The 15354-nt window shown below is 66.7% G+C and carries 19 protein-coding genes; 7 read left to right on the top strand and 12 right to left on the bottom strand.

All coding sequences use genetic code 11. The features are described from left to right. Window positions 1-12: 12 nt before the first annotated feature. A complete protein-coding gene (locus B3098_RS14750; RefSeq protein ID WP_286897333.1) occupies window positions 13-996 on the top strand; it encodes a Bug family tripartite tricarboxylate transporter substrate binding protein in 984 nt (327 codons plus the stop codon). 69 nt (window positions 997-1065) lie between these two features. Further along, on the top strand, window positions 1066-2028 hold the full coding sequence (locus B3098_RS14745) for a LysR family transcriptional regulator (RefSeq protein WP_175122457.1): 963 nt from the start codon (window positions 1066-1068) through the stop codon (window positions 2026-2028). A 22-nt stretch (window positions 2029-2050) separates the two neighbouring features. On the opposite strand, the gene B3098_RS14740 is transcribed toward B3098_RS14745, so the two are convergent. The 8 genes from B3098_RS14740 to B3098_RS14705 form a co-directional block, all read right to left on the bottom strand. Beyond that, window positions 2051-2974 carry an amidohydrolase family protein gene (locus B3098_RS14740; RefSeq protein ID WP_286897332.1) on the bottom strand — a complete coding sequence of 308 codons (924 nt, stop codon included), beginning with the start codon at window positions 2972-2974 and terminating at the stop codon, window positions 2051-2053. After that, window positions 2971-3582 carry a carboxymuconolactone decarboxylase family protein gene (locus B3098_RS14735; RefSeq protein ID WP_286898162.1) on the bottom strand — a complete coding sequence of 204 codons (612 nt, stop codon included), beginning with the start codon at window positions 3580-3582 and terminating at the stop codon, window positions 2971-2973. Before B3098_RS14735 ends, B3098_RS14740 begins: the two co-directional genes overlap by 4 nt. A gap of 13 nt (window positions 3583-3595) precedes the next feature. After that, on the bottom strand, window positions 3596-4210 hold the full coding sequence (locus B3098_RS14730) for a glutathione S-transferase (protein WP_286897330.1): 615 nt from the start codon (window positions 4208-4210) through the stop codon (window positions 3596-3598). 37 nt (window positions 4211-4247) lie between these two features. Then, window positions 4248-4892, bottom strand: a complete 645-nt coding sequence (locus B3098_RS14725) for a flavin reductase family protein (RefSeq protein ID WP_175122454.1) — start codon at window positions 4890-4892, stop codon at window positions 4248-4250. Window positions 4893-4929: 37 nt separating this feature from the next. Then, window positions 4930-5889: a tripartite tricarboxylate transporter substrate binding protein gene (locus B3098_RS14720; protein WP_414631292.1), complete on the bottom strand. Its 960-nt coding sequence runs from the start codon at window positions 5887-5889 to the stop codon at window positions 4930-4932. Between the two features lie 54 nt (window positions 5890-5943). After that, window positions 5944-6924 (bottom strand): Bug family tripartite tricarboxylate transporter substrate binding protein, encoded by a 981-nt coding sequence (locus B3098_RS14715; RefSeq protein ID WP_279974478.1) that lies wholly within the window; start codon window positions 6922-6924, stop codon window positions 5944-5946. Between the two features lie 143 nt (window positions 6925-7067). Continuing rightward, window positions 7068-7541: a thioredoxin family protein gene (locus tag B3098_RS14710; RefSeq protein WP_370633009.1), complete on the bottom strand. Its 474-nt coding sequence runs from the start codon at window positions 7539-7541 to the stop codon at window positions 7068-7070. Window positions 7542-7612: 71 nt separating this feature from the next. Continuing rightward, complete coding sequence (locus B3098_RS14705) at window positions 7613-8299, bottom strand: cytochrome c biogenesis CcdA family protein (protein ID WP_286897326.1); 687 nt, start codon at window positions 8297-8299, stop codon at window positions 7613-7615. Window positions 8300-8472: 173 nt separating this feature from the next. Between B3098_RS14705 and B3098_RS14700 the strand changes: the two genes are divergently transcribed. The 3 genes from B3098_RS14700 (at window position 8473) to B3098_RS14690 (ending at window position 10735) form a co-directional block, all read left to right on the top strand. Continuing rightward, window positions 8473-8604, top strand: coding sequence for a hypothetical protein (locus B3098_RS14700; protein ID WP_255595163.1), 132 nt, complete (start codon window positions 8473-8475; stop codon window positions 8602-8604). A 68-nt stretch (window positions 8605-8672) separates the two neighbouring features. Further along, on the top strand, window positions 8673-9413 hold the full coding sequence (locus B3098_RS14695) for a response regulator (RefSeq protein ID WP_175122450.1): 741 nt from the start codon (window positions 8673-8675) through the stop codon (window positions 9411-9413). After that, on the top strand, window positions 9410-10735 hold the full coding sequence (locus tag B3098_RS14690) for a sensor histidine kinase (protein ID WP_286897323.1): 1326 nt from the start codon (window positions 9410-9412) through the stop codon (window positions 10733-10735). Before B3098_RS14695 ends, B3098_RS14690 begins: the two co-directional genes overlap by 4 nt. 9 nt (window positions 10736-10744) lie before the next feature. Here the strand turns inward: B3098_RS14690 and B3098_RS14685 are convergent, their stop codons facing one another. Beyond that, a complete protein-coding gene (locus tag B3098_RS14685; RefSeq protein WP_286897321.1) occupies window positions 10745-11491 on the bottom strand; it encodes a 5'-methylthioadenosine/adenosylhomocysteine nucleosidase in 747 nt (248 codons plus the stop codon). 253 nt (window positions 11492-11744) lie between these two features. Between B3098_RS14685 and B3098_RS14680 the strand changes: the two genes are divergently transcribed. Further along, a complete protein-coding gene (locus B3098_RS14680; RefSeq protein ID WP_191579115.1) occupies window positions 11745-12170 on the top strand; it encodes an organic hydroperoxide resistance protein in 426 nt (141 codons plus the stop codon). Between the two features lie 316 nt (window positions 12171-12486). Continuing rightward, window positions 12487-13524 (top strand): DUF2235 domain-containing protein, encoded by a 1038-nt coding sequence (locus B3098_RS14675; RefSeq protein WP_286897319.1) that lies wholly within the window; start codon window positions 12487-12489, stop codon window positions 13522-13524. 28 nt (window positions 13525-13552) lie between these two features. On the opposite strand, the gene B3098_RS14670 is transcribed toward B3098_RS14675, so the two are convergent. The 3 genes from B3098_RS14670 to B3098_RS14660 all read right to left on the bottom strand — a co-directional run bounded on the left by B3098_RS14670 (window position 13553) and on the right by B3098_RS14660 (window position 15211). Next, the gene (locus tag B3098_RS14670; RefSeq protein WP_286897317.1) at window positions 13553-13834 is read right to left on the bottom strand and encodes a helix-turn-helix domain-containing protein; all 282 of its coding nucleotides are present in this window, start codon (window positions 13832-13834) and stop codon (window positions 13553-13555) included. Beyond that, on the bottom strand, window positions 13831-14169 hold the full coding sequence (locus B3098_RS14665; protein WP_286897315.1) for a type II toxin-antitoxin system RelE/ParE family toxin: 339 nt from the start codon (window positions 14167-14169) through the stop codon (window positions 13831-13833). The genes B3098_RS14670 and B3098_RS14665 overlap by 4 nt, the downstream gene beginning before the upstream one ends. Window positions 14170-14368: 199 nt before the next feature. Continuing rightward, window positions 14369-15211 carry an IclR family transcriptional regulator gene (locus B3098_RS14660; RefSeq protein WP_286897313.1) on the bottom strand — a complete coding sequence of 281 codons (843 nt, stop codon included), beginning with the start codon at window positions 15209-15211 and terminating at the stop codon, window positions 14369-14371. Window positions 15212-15354: the final 143 nt, after the last annotated feature.

Below are 15354 nucleotides of genomic sequence, written 5' to 3'. Positions count from 1 at the left end.
GGAGAGAGACACATGAAGAAAGCAACCGCACTGACGGTGGCGGCAATGATCCTGGGCGGCGTCGCCGCCGCGCCCGCCGCGCCCGCCGCGCTCGCAGCCCAGCCCTGGCCGAGCCAGCCGATCCGGCTGATCGTGCCCTACCCGCCCGGCGGCTCGGTGGACAATCTGGCGCGCCTGCTCGCGCCGTCTCTGGGCGAGCGCCTCGGGCAAACCATCGTCATCGAGAACAAGGCCGGCGCCAGCGGCACCATTGGTGTCGACGCCACCGTGCGCGCCACGCCCGACGGCAATACCTTCGGCTTCGGCGTGCCGGGCGCGATCACCGGGTTGCCTCACGTCATGAAGGTGCCGTACGACGTGTCCAAGATCCAGTACGTGTCGCTGGTGGCGCGCATTCCGCAGGTCATCATGGTCAATCCGTCGTTGCCGGATAACACCTTGGCCGCTTTTGTCGACAGCGCCAAGAAGCAGCCCGGCAAGTACAACTATGGCTCGGCCGGCAACGTGACGACGCCGCACCTGGGCGGCGAACTGCTCAAGCAGCAGACCGGCATCGACATCATGCACGTGCCCTACAAGGGCGCCGCGCCCGCAGTCACGGCGCTGCTGTCCAACGAGGTGCAGATGTTCCCCGGCGACGCGTCCGCCGCGCTGGGCTTCATCAAGGCGGGCAAGCTGCGCGCGCTGGCCGTGGCCAGCCCGGAACGCTTCGAAGGCCTGCCCGACGTGCCCACCACCAAGGAGGCCGGCTTTCCCGGCATCATCGTGGAATCCAACTACGGCGTCATCGCGCCCACCGGCACGCCCAAGGACATTGTCGACAAGATGTCCGACGCGATTGCAAAATCCCTGGCCGACCCGGTCCTGCGGCAGAAGATGGTCGACCAGGGCGCCATCCCCGTCGCGACCACGCCCGACGCATACCGCACGCTGATGGAGACGGAATCGAAGAAGTGGGGCGAGGTCATCAAGCGCGGCAAGCTGGGCTTGCAATAACGCCATGCCCGTGCGCTTTTGCCGTACGCTTATGCCGATTCCCACGACTGCCGACCTGCGCCATCGACCATGCCATCAGCAAAAGCCACGGGCCTGAGCCTGGACCTGACCGCCGACCTTCATAAATGGCGGGCCTTCCTGGCCATCGCGGAACTGGGCAGCATCACGCGCGCGGCGCTGTACCTGGACCAGGACCAGTCGGTGCTGAGCCGCCGCATCAATGCGCTCGAGCGCGAGTGCAATGCGCGGCTCTTCAACCGCACCGGGCGCGGCGTGAACCTGTCCGAAGTGGGCGAGCGCCTGTTCCCGCTGGTGCAGACGCTGCTGGGCGACGCCGAACGCCTGGAAATGGAACTGAACGGCGAGGCGCGCGAGCCTGCCGGCGAGGTCACGCTGGGACTGTTGCCTTCAACCGCGCACCCGCTCATCCGCAGGCTGTTTTCCCGGCTGCGCGAGCAATTCCCGAAGGTGCATCTCAAGATCCTGGAAGGCTCCAGCGGCCAGATCGAAGAATGGCTGACCGACAGCCGCGTGGACATCGCCATTCTTTATCGCTACGGCGACAAATGCCCGCCCGGCGAACAGGCGCTGGCCTCCGTGGACTCGTACCTGGTCGGCGCCGCGGGCGACGCGCGCACGCAGGCGGGCGAGATCACCTTCGACAAGCTCGATGGCCTGCCCTTCATCCTGCCGGGCGCGCCCAACGGCTTGCGCAACGCGCTGGACGGTCTGGCACGGGCGCGCAAGATCGCCATCTCTCCGCTGATCGAGGCCGACTCCCTGCCGTTGATGAAGTCCATCGTCGAACACGAAAAGATGTACACCGTGCTGCCGCTGCACGCGGTATGGCAGGAGGTGCAGGAAGGCCGCCTCAGCATTGCCGCGCTGCGCGATCCGACGATGAGCCGCATCGTTTCCATGGCGTTCTCGCGCTCGAAGGGGCCGGGCCGCACGGTCATGGAGGTGGCCTCCCAGATCCAGACGCTGGTGCGCGAGATCGGCGGCGAAGGCGTCTGGCACGCCAGCCCGTAAACCCGGACCGGCGTGCGGGCGCTTACCTGAACCCATACAGGCGCGCGGGGTTATCCACCCAAACCTTCCTGCGCAACGCGTCGTTGCCCAGCCAATCGTGCGCCAGATCCACCAGCGCATCGGCCGACGGCGCCGCCGCGCCCATGCGCACAAAGGGCCAATCCGACCCCCACAGCACCTGGTCCGGATTGGCGCGGGTGAAGGCATCGTGGATGCCACGCGCGTTTTCGTAGTGAGGCGCGGCGCCCACCCGGCATACGGTCAGCTTCATCCAGATCCGCCCATCGGCCAGCAGGCCGTGCAGCATCTGGAACACCGGGTCCTCTGCGCCGCGCGCGGGCACGAGGCTGCCCAGGTGGTCGATGACCAGCGGCAGATCCAGCTTGGCCAGTGCAGGCAGATGGCGCAGGTAGGTATCGCACGGCGCCCAAAGCTGCGCGTGCAGGCCGAACCGCTTCATGCGCGGCGCAAGCGCCGCGACCTGATCGAATCCCACGCTGCCGGCAAACAGGTTGCCCGCCGGATCGCGCGCCTCGACAAAGCGCAGGCCGCGCACGCCGCCGTCGTAAAGGGCCTGCAATTGCGCATCGGTGGCCGTGGGATCCGCCACGGCAATTCCGCGCAGGCGATCCCCGCCCTGCGCCACGGCGGCCAGCAACGCGTCCGGATTCGTCCCGTACGGCGCCGGCTGCACCAGCACGCCCCGCGCGGCGCCCAGCGTGTCCAGCATGCGCAGATAGCGCTCGGCCGGTGCGTCCGGCGCGGCGTAGGACGACGGATGCTGCAGCGGAAAGCGTTCGTAGGGCCCGAAGACGTGGCAATGCGTATCGCACGCCCCGGCCGGCAGCGTGTGGCGGGGTGTCACGGGCATGCGCGGCGTCTCCACGCTGTCCGGCACGTAGGCGCGCGCCTGCGCGCCGGCGTCGGGATTGCCGGCGGCGCTCATGAGGCGCTCCCGGCAAGCGGCGCGAGGCGGCTGAGCGCCGGCGCCCCCTCCTGCGCCGGCGTATCGAGCGGCGGCGGCGCGTCGTCGGGCATCGGGATCTCGTGCGCGTTCAGCGTCATGGACACCATCGTGTAATAGCCGATCACTGCGGTCAGTTCCACCACGCCAACGGCGGCCCAGCGCTCGACCGCCTGCGCATACAGGGCCGGCTCGACCTGCCCGGTCTCCTGGATCTGCCGCGCGAACTCATAGACGATTTCGTCGTCGCGGTTGTCGAATACGGGCGTCGCGCGGGCCCGGATCGCGTCCAGCATGGCATCCGAGATGCCCGCGGCCCGGGCGGCTTGCGCATGGATATGCCACTCGATCTGGCTGTTCCAGCGGCGCGCCGTCACCACGATGGCAAGCTCGCTGACGCGGGGCGGCAGGCTGGTGCCAAAGCGCAGCAGCGCCCCCAGCGCCTGCCAGCGATCGGCCAGATCAGGATTGTGCAGCGCGGCGCGCAGGGGACCGACGAGGCGGCCGCGCGGACCGGAGACGATCTTTTCGTACACGCCCTTTTGCGCATCGGTCATGGTGGCGGGATCGGGCAGCGGGATACGGCTCATCATCGTCCTCTTTTCAGGGGGTTTCGTCGGGTTGCGTACGCATCACTGACGGCCGGGCGGCGAACCGCGCGTGCCACGCCGCCAGCGCCGGGTGGCCGTCGCGCCAGGCAATATCCGGAAAACGATAGTCCATGTACGACAGCGCGCAACCGATGGCGATCAGGCCCAGGTCGAAGCCGCTGGCCTGCAGCGCCGGCGCTTCGGCTTCCAGCGCGGCAAGCACGGCTTTGGTCTTCAGCGCGAAGGCATCCAGCCAGGCGGGCGTCTGGCGCTCGGCGGGCTTGTTGCGTTCCTGGCGGAACAGCAGCAGCGCGTCCAGGAAACCGTCTCCCAGGGCCTGGCGGCGTTCGGTGGTCAGGCGAGCCTGAGCATCGTCCGGCAACAGGCCGCAGCCCGTCAGCGCGTCCAGGTAGGCGCAGATGACGCGCGAGTCGTACAACGCCGTGCCGTCTTCCAGCACCAGCGTCGGCAGCTTGATGAGCGGGTTGTCGGGCACGAGGTCCAGATTGGGCTTGTCCATCGCAACCGGCGTGCGCACCAGCGCCACGCGGTCCGCGATGCCGGCCTCGTGAATGACGATCATCACCTTGCGCACGAAGGGCGATCGCGGCGACCAATGCAGTTTCATCGACAGGCTCCAAAAGGGTTCAAGGTCTGCGGGGCATTCAATGCCCCTGCGCGGGCCGCACGGCGGGATCGTTGGCCGCGTCGGGCGTGCGCATCTGAAATAGATCGCTGGTGTGCGCGTACCAGCCCGCGCCGTGCATGCGGCCCAGCAGGCGCAGCGCGGGCGTGTCCACATAGAACTTGCCCGCGTCGAGCAAGGCATCGTCGCGCAGGTATAGCGCCACCACCCGCGCCAGCACGATCACGCGCTGCGGCGCCGCATCCAGCACCTGCCACACCTCGCACTCCAGCGCGGCCGGACTCTGCGCGATGCGCGGCGGCGCCACGATCAGGGACGGTTCGGTTGCCAGCCCGGCGCGCGCCAGTTCGTCAATGCCGGCGTCGTAGTCCAGGCTGGTGTGATTCATCTGTTCGGCCAGCTCCGCGGACACCAGGTTGATCACGAACTGCCGCGTCTGCAGGATGTTGCGCGAGGTGTCCTTCAATTGCCCGCCGCGCGGTCCGATGCCCAGCGCGACGATGGGCGGGTCGCTGCTGACCACGTTGAAGAACGAGAACGGCGCGGCATTGCGCACGCCCGCTTCCGACTGGCTGACCACCCAGGCGATGGGCCGGGGCACGACCACGCTGGAGAGCAGCTTGAAGGCGTCGGCCGAGGCCAGCTTGCTGAAGTCGAAGTTCATGGTGCGGGCGCCTTTCGCGGCGCAGGAAAGTGGGGGGTCATTTGGCCAGCAGCCCCAGTGTGCCCAGCAGACGCTGCATGTCGGCGCGGTCCTTCCGGACGTAAGCGCCGGCATCCTGGGGAGACAGCGCCATCAACTCTATCGCCTGGTCCTGCATGATGCGGCGGTAGTCGGGATCGTCGTTCACGCTTCGGACGGTGTCGCTCAGCTTCTGCACGATGTCGGGCGGCGTGCCGGCAGGCGCGGCCAGGCTGTACCAGGTGGCGGCCTGCGCCCCTTTCACGCCGGCCTCGTCCAGCGTGGGCACGTCGGGCAACAGCGGCGAGCGCTTGTCGGCCGCATACGCCAACGGCACCAGCCGGCCCTGGCGGATGAACGGCAGGCTGGCGGACAAGTTCAACATGGCCAGGTCGATCTGCCCGCCCACCGCGTCGTTGATCGCGGGCGACGCGCCGGCATAGGGAATGTGATTGAGCTGCACGTGCGCGGCCTGCTGGAACAGTTCCGCGGCCAGGTGCGTGGCCCCTCCGACGCCCGCCGACCCGTAGCTGAGCTTGCCGGGTTCCGCCTTGGCGCGGGCGATCAGGTCAGGCACCGTCCTGATGCCGCGCGACGGGTTGACGACCAGCATGATGGGCTGCACCGCCACCACCGAGCAGAACTCGAAGCCCTGGATGCCGTCGTATATCGTCTTCTGCATCAGCGGCGTCACGACGTGACCGGCCGACGTGCCGAGCAGCAGCGTGTAGCCGTCCGGCTTGGCGCGCGCCACGAAGCCCGTTCCGATGGATGCGCCGCCGCCCGGCTTGTTCTCGACCACGACCGGCTGGCCCAGGCGCTTTTCCAGCGCGCGCGCCAGGCTGCGCGCCACCACGTCGGCCGGACCGCCGGCGGCGTACGGGTCGATCAACGTGATGGGATGGTCTGGGTACGGGGCGGCGGCCGGCGCGGACGCGAGGGACAGTGCGGCAGCCGCCGCCAGCAAAGCTCGGATCATCGAAGGCATGGTCGTTCCGTTGGTTGGAGATGCGATGGCCAGGCGGGCCGGCGCTCAGTCCGCGCGCGCGCCGGACGCGTCGATGATGCGCGCCCACTTCTGCGTGTCGGCGCGGATGCGTTCGGAGAATTCCTCGGGGGTGCTGTACGTGGTCTGAATGCCGTAGCCCGCCATGCGCTCGACCATCTGCGGCGCCGTCATCACGGTTTTGATGTCCGTGTTGAGCCGATCGATGATGGCGCGCGGCGTGCCCGCGGGCGCCAGCACGCCTGACCACAGGCTGACTTCGTAGTCCTCGAAACCCGGCGTCTCCGAGATCGACGGCACGTCGGGCAACGCCGCCAGGCGCTTGCGGCTCGTCACGCCCAAGGCCTTGACCTTGCCGTCCTTGACCTGCTCCACGAAATTGGACGAGGTGTCGATCATCATCGAGATGCGGCCCGCCATGAAATCGTTGATCGCGCCGGACGTGCCCTTGTACGGAATGTGGCGGATATCCACGCCTGCCGTGGACTTGAACATCTCGCCGGCCAGATGGCTGGTCGTGCCGTTGCCCGAAGAACTGAAGGTCAACTCGCCGGGCTGGCGCCGGGCAAGTTCGGCAAGCTCCGTCACGGAGTTCACCTTCAGCGCCGGGTTCACCACCAGCAGGTTGGCGGTCAGGTTGGTCAGCGAGACCGGCGCAAAGCTCTTTTGCGGGTCATAGCGCAGCTTGGCGTACAGCGACGGATTGATCGTCAGCACGCCCATCGTCGAATACAGCAGGGTGTAGCCGTCCGGCGCGGCGGTCGCCACCGCCTCGGCCCCGATCGAGCCCCCCGCCCCGCCCCGGTTTTCCACCACCACGGACTGGCCCAGCTTCTCGCCCAGCCCTTGCGCCAGCGCCCGAGCCATCAGGTCGGTGGCCCCGCCGGCCGGAAAGGGAACGACCAGCCGCAGGGGCCGGTCGGGATAGGAACCCGCGGCCCCAGCCGCGGAAAACAGACCCGCGCCGAGCAAAAGCCCGGCCGCGGTCAGCGCGCTAACGATCTTCATGCTGTCTCCAAACTTCGTTCTTGTGTTTGCAGCATGGTAGGCGCGGGGCGGGGCCGGGGCTATGCGCGGGATCGCATATCTGGTTTGCGCGGGGTTTGGAGGGGGGGGACTGGCCCGGGTTTCCTCCGGGCCTTGGTCCGGGCTCAGCCGGGTTGGGCCAGCAGCCGCTGGATTTCCGCCTCGGTCTCCTTGTACCGGCCTTCGCCGAAGTGGCTGTAGACCACCTTGCCCTGCTTGTCGATCAGGTACGCCGCGGGCCAATACTGGTTGCGGTAGGCCGTCCAGGTGGCGTAGCGGTTGTCCTGCGCGACCGGATACGTGATGCCGAAGCGTTGCAGCGCCTTTTCCACATTCGGGGTCGACCGTTCAAACGGAAACTCCGGCGTGTGCACACCCACGACGACCAGGCCCTGATCCTTGTACTTCTGATACCAGCTCGTGACGTAGGGCAGCGTGCGGATGCAGTTGATGCAGGTGTAGGTCCAGAAATCCACCAGCACGACCTTGCCGCGCAGCGATTCCATCGTCAGCGGCTCGCTATTGAGCCATTTTTCGATGCCGGTGAATTCCGGGGCCGGGGGCGCGGCGGCCGGGGCGGCCTGCGCGGCGCCCTGCATCAGGCAGGCGCCGATCAGCGCGCCCAGGGCAATCTTCTTGAACGTGGCAAACATGGTTATCTCCTTGAGGGTCAGGCGAAGAGGTTGGTGATCCAGGCATAGGCCAGGACGTCGTACTGGAAGTAAATGGCGATGGCGGTCAGGACGAGCAGCACGCCGAAGCCCTGCTGCAAGCGCTGCGTGTAGCGCGACAGGCCGCGCACCCGGGTGGCGATGGCCTGCCCGCCGTAGGCGATCACCAGCATCGGGACGCCGGCGCCGATGGCGAACACCAGCAGCAGCGTGCTGGACTGCACGAGGTCCTGCGCCTTGGCCGCCAGCACCAGGATCGAGGCCAGCACCGGCCCCGCGCACGGCGTCCACACGGCGCCCAGCGACAGACCCAGCACAAAGCCGCCCGCATTGCCGCTGCCCGTGCCGCCCGCCGACGCCAGGCGCTGCAACGGGCCGCCGACGCGGGCGATCAGCCGGTCGTAAGGGTCGGGCCAGATCCGCACCAGGCCAAACAGCGCCAGCAGAACGATCGAGGTCGAGCGCACGGCTTCATGCACGTGTTCATTCAGATTGGAAATGAGACTGAGGGCAATGCCCAGGCCGGCGAACGCCAGCACGAAGCCGGACACGACAAACAAGGGGCGCAGGCGGCCGGACCGTTCCAGCGAGGTGCCCAGCAGCACGGGCAACAGGGGCAGCACGCAGGGAGACGCAATGGTCAGCGTGCCGGCAAGCAACGCGATGGGGGTGTTGATGAGGTCCATGGGGGTCGTCCTTTGGAAAGTGACCCCATTGCACCCGTGGCACGTATCCGGCATGTGCCGGATCGGCGGATTTTTTCAAGCGCGTGTATCCGCCGCCAGGGCGTATACAGTACGACACACTCCGCGGGCGCCCCGGCGCTATAAACCGATCACACCCCGCAACGGAGTCCCTCATGAAACGCTTTCTTGCCGTCCTGCTGCTGCTCTTTGGCGGCTTCACCGCCGAGGCCGCCAAGCCCTTCCAATGCCAGCTCATCTCCAACACCCGCCCGCGCCGCGATCCCCTGCCCCCGGGCGAGCGCTAGGCCTATAGAATTCCGGAACCCCGCCGGCGCGCCGGGCGCGCCATCACCCACCAGGAAGGCACCCGCAGATGGACCACATAGACCACGTCATGATCGTGGACGACGATCGCGAGATCCGCGAACTGGCCGGCGGCTTTCTGCGCAAGAACGGCCTGACCGTCACGCTGGCCGCCGACGGACGGCAGATGCGGCAACTGCTTGAGAACCTGACGGTCGATCTGATCGTGCTGGACATCATGATGCCCGGCGACGATGGCCTGGTGCTGTGCCGCGAACTGCGCAGCGGCAAGCACCGCCGCATCCCGATCCTGATGCTGACGGCGCGCAGCGACGACATGGACCGCGTACTGGGCCTGGAGATGGGCGCGGACGATTACCTGGTCAAGCCGTTCGTGGCGCGCGAGCTGCTGGCGCGCATCAAGGCCATCCTGCGCCGCACGCGCATGCTGCCGCCCAACTTTCAGGTGACCGAGCCGGGCCGCGAGATCAGCTTTGGAAACTGGCGGCTGGACACCACGGCGCGGCACCTGCTGGACGCCGAAGGCACCATCGTGGCGCTCAGCGGCGCGGAGTACCGGCTGTTGCGCGTCTTTCTGGACCACCCGCAGCGCGTGCTGAACCGCGACCAGCTGCTGAACCTGACGCAGGGCCGCGACGCCGACTTTTTCGGTCGTTCGATCGACCTCCTGGTCAGCCGCCTGCGCCAGCGCCTGCGCGAAGATGCGCGCGAACCCCTCTACATCAAGACCGTGCGCAGCGAAGGCTATGTGTTTTCCGCGGCGGTGGAAGTCTCGGAAGGCGAACCGTGAGTGCCGCCGCGCCGCGCCGCCACGCCTGGCCCCGCACGCTGGTCGCGCGGCTGTTCCTGATCTTCGTGGCGGGGCTGATCCTGGCGTACGGCCTGTCGTTCGCCTCGCTGTTCTACGAACGCTACAGCGCCACGCGCAACATGATGCTGGGCGACCTGGAACGCGACGTCGCCATCGCCATGGACATTCTGGACCGCCTGCCCGCCGCCGAGCGCGCCGCCTGGCTGCCGCGCCTGTCCAGCAACAACCGCCAGTATCTGCTGGGCGACGGCAAGGCCGACCAGCCGCTTTCCCTGGACGCCGCGCGCACCGCCGCGCAGTCGATCGAAGCCGCGCTGGGGCCGGAGCGTCCCGTCACGGTCCGAGCCATGGCCGACGATCCGCGCCACATCCAGGCGCGTGTCGTGCTGTCCGATGGCCAGCCCGCGATTCTGGACATCGAACTGCTGCGGATGCGGCCGGCGCCGTGGCTGTTTGGCGTGCTGGGCGTGCAGTTGCTGCTGCTGGCCGGCTGTGCCTGGCTGGCCGTGCGACTGGCCGTGCGTCCGCTGACCCGCCTGGCCCGCGCCGCCGAGCAACTGGATCCCGACCACAAAAGCCCGCTGCTCGACGAGGCGGGCCCGGCCGAAGTCGCGCACGCCGCCGTCGCCTTCAATGCCATGCAGGACCGCATCGCCGCGCATCTGGCCGAGCGCATGCAGATGCTGGGCGCCATCTCGCACGACCTGCAGACGCCCATCACCCGCATGAAACTGCGCACGGAGTTCATGGATGCGTCCGCTGACCGGGACAAGCTGGCGCAGGATCTGAACGAAGTCGAGCGGCTGGTGCGCGAAGGCATCGACTACGCGCGCAGCGCGCACGGCAAAACCGAGCAGCCAGCGCGGATCGACCTGAATGCCTTTCTGGACAGTCTGGTTTGCGACTACCAGGACACGGGCAAGGACGTGTCCCTGTCGGGCGATACCGTGCCCCCACTGTTGACGCGTCCCCATGCCTTGCGGCGCATCCTGGGCAATCTCATCGACAACGCGCTGAAGTTCGCGGGCGCCGCCGAAGTGCGTGTGGCGGCGCGGGACGACGCGACGCTATCCATCCAGGTGCTGGATCGCGGCCCGGGCATCCCGGCAGACGAACTGGACGCGGTGCTGCAACCGTTTTACCGGCTGGAAAGCTCCCGTAATCGGGATACGGGCGGGACGGGCCTGGGCCTGGCGATCGCGCATCAGCTTGCACAGGCGCTGGGCGGCAGGCTGATCCTTTCCAACCGCGAAGGCGGCGGCCTGTCGGCGGAAGTCAGGATCGCGCCGCTCGCTGCGTAGTGTTGATCGTCAGGCGTCGCGCAGCGCGCCCGACTGCAGCAGCGGCTCCAGGATGCCGGCGGTGTACAGCCGTGCCAGGTTCACCAGGAAGTCCGTGAAGTCCGTCTTGGCCGCGTGATCGGCGCTGTCGGAGATCACGCGCATCACGGCAAACGGCACGCCGAACTCGTGACACACCTGCGCCATCGCCGCGCCTTCCATTTCCAGGCAAAGCGCGTCGGGCAGGCGTTGGCGCAGCTCGTGCGCCAGATCGTTGTCGTTGACGAAAATGTCGCCGGTCGCGATCAGGCCGTGGTGAACGCGCGGCTGGGCGGCCGCGCCCGGTAAACCGCCCTTGGCCGCGAAGTCGCGTGCGCTATCCAGCAGCAATGCACTCAGCGCGGCATCGGCATCGAAGCGCTCGCGCCCCAGCAGCGGGATTTCGTGGCGGCCGAACAAGGGCCGCGCGTCCATGTCGTGCTGCATCAAGGCATCCGCCACGACGATGTCGCCGACGCGCACCTGCGGATGCAGTCCGCCCGCCAGGCCCGTGAACAGCACGCGCGACACGCCGAACTCCTGGATGACGATGGACGCCGTCGCCGCCGCGGCCACCTTGCCGATACGGCTGAGCGCGATCACGCAAGGTGTGCCCCACAGCGTGCCCACCTGAAAATCGCGCATGGCGATGCGGCGCGTTTCGGCGCCGGGATCCATGGCCGCCAGCAGGTCGGCGATTTCTTCGTGCAGCGCGCCCAGGATGGCGAGACGTCCCATGATGTGTGCTTTTTCCGTGATCGATGCTTGATCGTTGCGTAATGCGGCCCGTGCCGCCAGCGCGCAACATACTCCAATGCCGCCGCGTCCGCCAATGACGGCGGTTTGTATCGCAGCGTATCCGGACCGGTCCTGGATACGCGGTGATGCCATCCCGCCCCGGCGCCGACACATGACCGATACAGCCGCCTGATGCAATGCAGGCTCTCAACCACCGGCACGGCCCCGCCGCGCCGATCATCCTGGAGTCATCATGGCCAAGCAACTCGAGCAGGTTCTCTACACCGCCCACACCCACACCACCGCCGGCCGCGAAGGCGCGGGACGCAGCAGCGACGGCGCGCTGGACGTCACGCTGAGCACGCCCGGATCCGGCAAGCCCGGCACCAATCCCGAACAGCTTTTTGGCGTGGGCTACTCGGCCTGCTTCATGGGCGCGATCAAGCGCGCCGGCGCCACTCACAACATCACCGTGCCGCGCGAGATCGCCATCGACGCCAGCGTGTCGCTGGGCAAGGTCGATAACGGCGCCAACTTCGCGCTCGGCGTCACGCTGGCCGTTTCGCTGCCGGGATTGACCGGCGAGCAGAAGCAGTTGTTGGTTGAATCGGCGCACCAGTTGTGCCCTTATTCGCGCGCGATTCGCGACAACATCGATGTGCAATTCCAGATCGTCTGAAGCGGGGATTGTCCCTGTTTGCTACGGCGGCCTTCGGGCCGCTTTTTTCGCGTCGCGGATACCATCCAAACACGCTTCGGATGGCTCCTGATGCGGTAGTAAAGGCGTACTCTTGAAAACGGTACGCCGCGCAGAATGCCGCCAACACGCCATGTCGCGCACGCGGGGCTAGGCAGAAAGGTGGTGTACGAACATGCAGCAGGGAAACCCCGCGCCCTGCCTTCGACACGCCGCGTGCTAGCTTGCCTCACGCAGGCGTTGTCCCAGCCGGCAGTATAGGTATCGCAAGCCTTTATCTGTGTGTGGGGAGACGATCATGGTGAAGAACCTCGCCGTATTCTTCGACGGTACGTGGAACGAACCCAACGACCGCACCAACGTCTACGAGCTCTACAAAGCCGCGCCCGAGACCAGCACGCAGGAAACGCTCTACATCGAGGGCGTGGGGACACAAGGCCAGGGCCTGTGGTCCGCCATCGACAAATTCATGGGCGGCGCGTTCGGCGCAGGCCTGTCGGCCAACATCCGCGAAGGCTACCGCTGGCTCTGCCAGCGCCACGAGCCCGGCGATCGCATCTTTCTCTTCGGCTTCAGCCGCGGCGCCTACACCGCCCGCAGCCTGGCGGGCATGGTGCGTAAGTGCGGCTTGCTCAACGAACCCACCGAAAACAATGTCTCGGAAGCTTACGCGCTGTACCGCGACGACTGCACCCCATCGTCCCTGGAAGCCGCCGCCTTCCGCGACCGCTTTTCGCGCGATACCGACCTGCACTTTGTCGGCGTCTGGGACACCGTCGGCAGCCTCGGCATCCCCGTCGGCGGCGTGTCATTTCCCGGCTTCTCCAGCTTCTACAACTTTCACGACACGGAACTGAGCAACCACGTCCTGAACGCCTACCACGCCATCGCCACCAACGAATACCGCGAGCCGTACTTTCCCACGCTATGGACTCGTCGCGCGGGTTCACCGCCACGGCCGGCGCACCTGCCCGTCGAACAGCGCTGGTTCATCGGCGCGCATTCGGATGTGGGCGGCGGGTATCAGGATGGGAGCTTGCAGACGCTGCCGGCGGCTTGGCTGCAGGAGAAGGCCCGGCAGGCGGGCCTGGAGACAGGGACGGTGCAGCGGATCTCGACCGATTATGAACAGTGCGAACCGCATGATTCGTACAAGGAGTTCACGGAGAAGGTGCCGATTCCGGTGAAGCGGCGGCCCAGGGTGTGGGATCAGGAGACGGTGCTGAATTTGACGATCGATGATCGGCTGCTCGGGAGGTTCGAGCGGAATCAGGCGTTTCTGAAGGAGTATCCGGATTTCAGGGATGCGTTGGGGAAGCTGGAGGTGGGGCGGTAACGCTTCCGCCGCGACATCCGAGGGGTGATTAGGCTGCCTCGTGCAGGCGCATTTCCACACGCAGCCCGGCGGCCGCCGCCATGTTGACCAAAGCATCCAGCCCGAACAGATTGATCTTGCCGCGCATCAGGTCCGACACGCGGGGCTGCGTTACCCCAAATAGGCGGGCAGCCTGGGCCTGGCTCATCCCCGACTGCGCAAGGTGAATATTCAAAGCCATCATGAGGACGGAACGCAACTTCATGTTTTCCGCTTCCGACGGCGTGCTCTCGATGGCGTCCCACACGCTTTCGTATCGTTGCTTGCTCACGGTTTCAGCTCCTTCAACAAGTGCCGGTAACGCTTTTCGGCCAGATCCAGGTCAACCTTGCTGGTTTTTTCCGATTTCTTTTGGAAGCAATGGAGCACATAGACCACCTTGGCGAATTTCGCGATGTAGAGAACGCGAAATGCGCCCGTCACGTCACGAATCCGTATCTCCCTGACTCCGGATCCGACTGTACTCATCGGCTTCCAATCGTCAGGCTCCAACCCGCGCTGCACGCGATCTATTTGGTAACCGGCCTCACGCCTGACCGCAAGCGGCAACGCGCGTAGATCGTCCAGCGCGCCGCCAACGAATTCAACCTCACGCGGCGCGTTCAAAGCGCAATTATACAAATTTTTGTATGGGGCGCGACCCTAGCGAATGGTTCGCCCTGCCCATCCAACTGGCGCCTCGCACCGACAACACTTGATTCGTCGAACATGTGTTCACCCATCCGCTAACCAGCGAACAATGTCGCAAGGAGCGACTTGGGTGTCGATGAGGATTGGTCTGAATCTGCAGGGCTTCTGCGCAGGATCACCCCGCCACATACCCCAACGCCACGCTGGCCGCCAGCGCCTCCCGCTTCACCGCAGCCACCACTGCCCCGCCCTCGGACACATCAAACCCGCCCGTCGCGCCCAGCGCGGTCAATACCGCGCAGACCCGGCCGGTATGGTCATAAAGGGGCGCCGACACGGCGCTGATGCCGCGCAGATTGGTGTCTTTCACGGTGGCGCACCCCGCCGCCCGAACATCGCGGCGCAAGACGCCGATGGGGTCATCCCGATCCAGCAGCGCGCGCTGCTCGGTCGGTGCGCCGGCCAGTTCGGCTTCCGCCAGCGCCCGCACCGGCGCCTCGTCCAGCAATCCCAGAAAAGCCCGCCCCGTCGCCGACCACAGCATCGACAGCACCGACCCCACTCGCACGTTCACGGTGACCGGCAGGCCGGGCTCCTCGAATCGCACGATGGTCGGACCCTTGTTGCCCATGACGGCGATAAAGCACGTGACGGCCAGGCTTTCGCGCAGGCGCACGAGCGCGGGTTCGCCGATGCGTAGGGGGTCGGCCTGGCGCATGGCGGCTACCCCGACATAAAGCGCTTCCAGGCCCAGGTGATATTGCTGCGTCGCCACTTCCTGGTCGACCAGGCCTTCGGCGATGAGGCTCATCAGGTAGCGGTGGACCTTGGCGGGGCTTTCGCCGACGTGGGCCGCCAGCGCGGTGAGACTGGCGCGGCCGCCTAGTCGAGCAAGCCCTTTCAGCACCGACATGCCGGTTTCCGCCGCCTGAACCCGCTGCCGTCGCTCGCGCGGCCGGGCGGCCGGATCCTGGTCGGATTCGAGGTCGGATTCAGGCGGCAAGGCGGCTTTGCTCATAGGGAAATACAGCTCCGGGGCAGACGCTCGCCGGCAAACGAGGGACCGAAAGCCTGGAGCGGCACTAAGGTTAACCCTTCTTCAAAAATTACGCATTGCGTATATGCTTTACGCAAATAAGGAATGCACTTTTGACATTCCAC

The organism is Achromobacter sp. UBA2119 (assembly GCF_002331005.1).
In the GTDB taxonomy this organism is placed as follows: Bacteria; Pseudomonadota; Gammaproteobacteria; order Burkholderiales; family Burkholderiaceae_B; genus Achromobacter; species Achromobacter animicus.
Note: the sequence above shows the minus strand (reverse complement) of the source record. Positions and strands in the feature narration are given on the sequence as shown.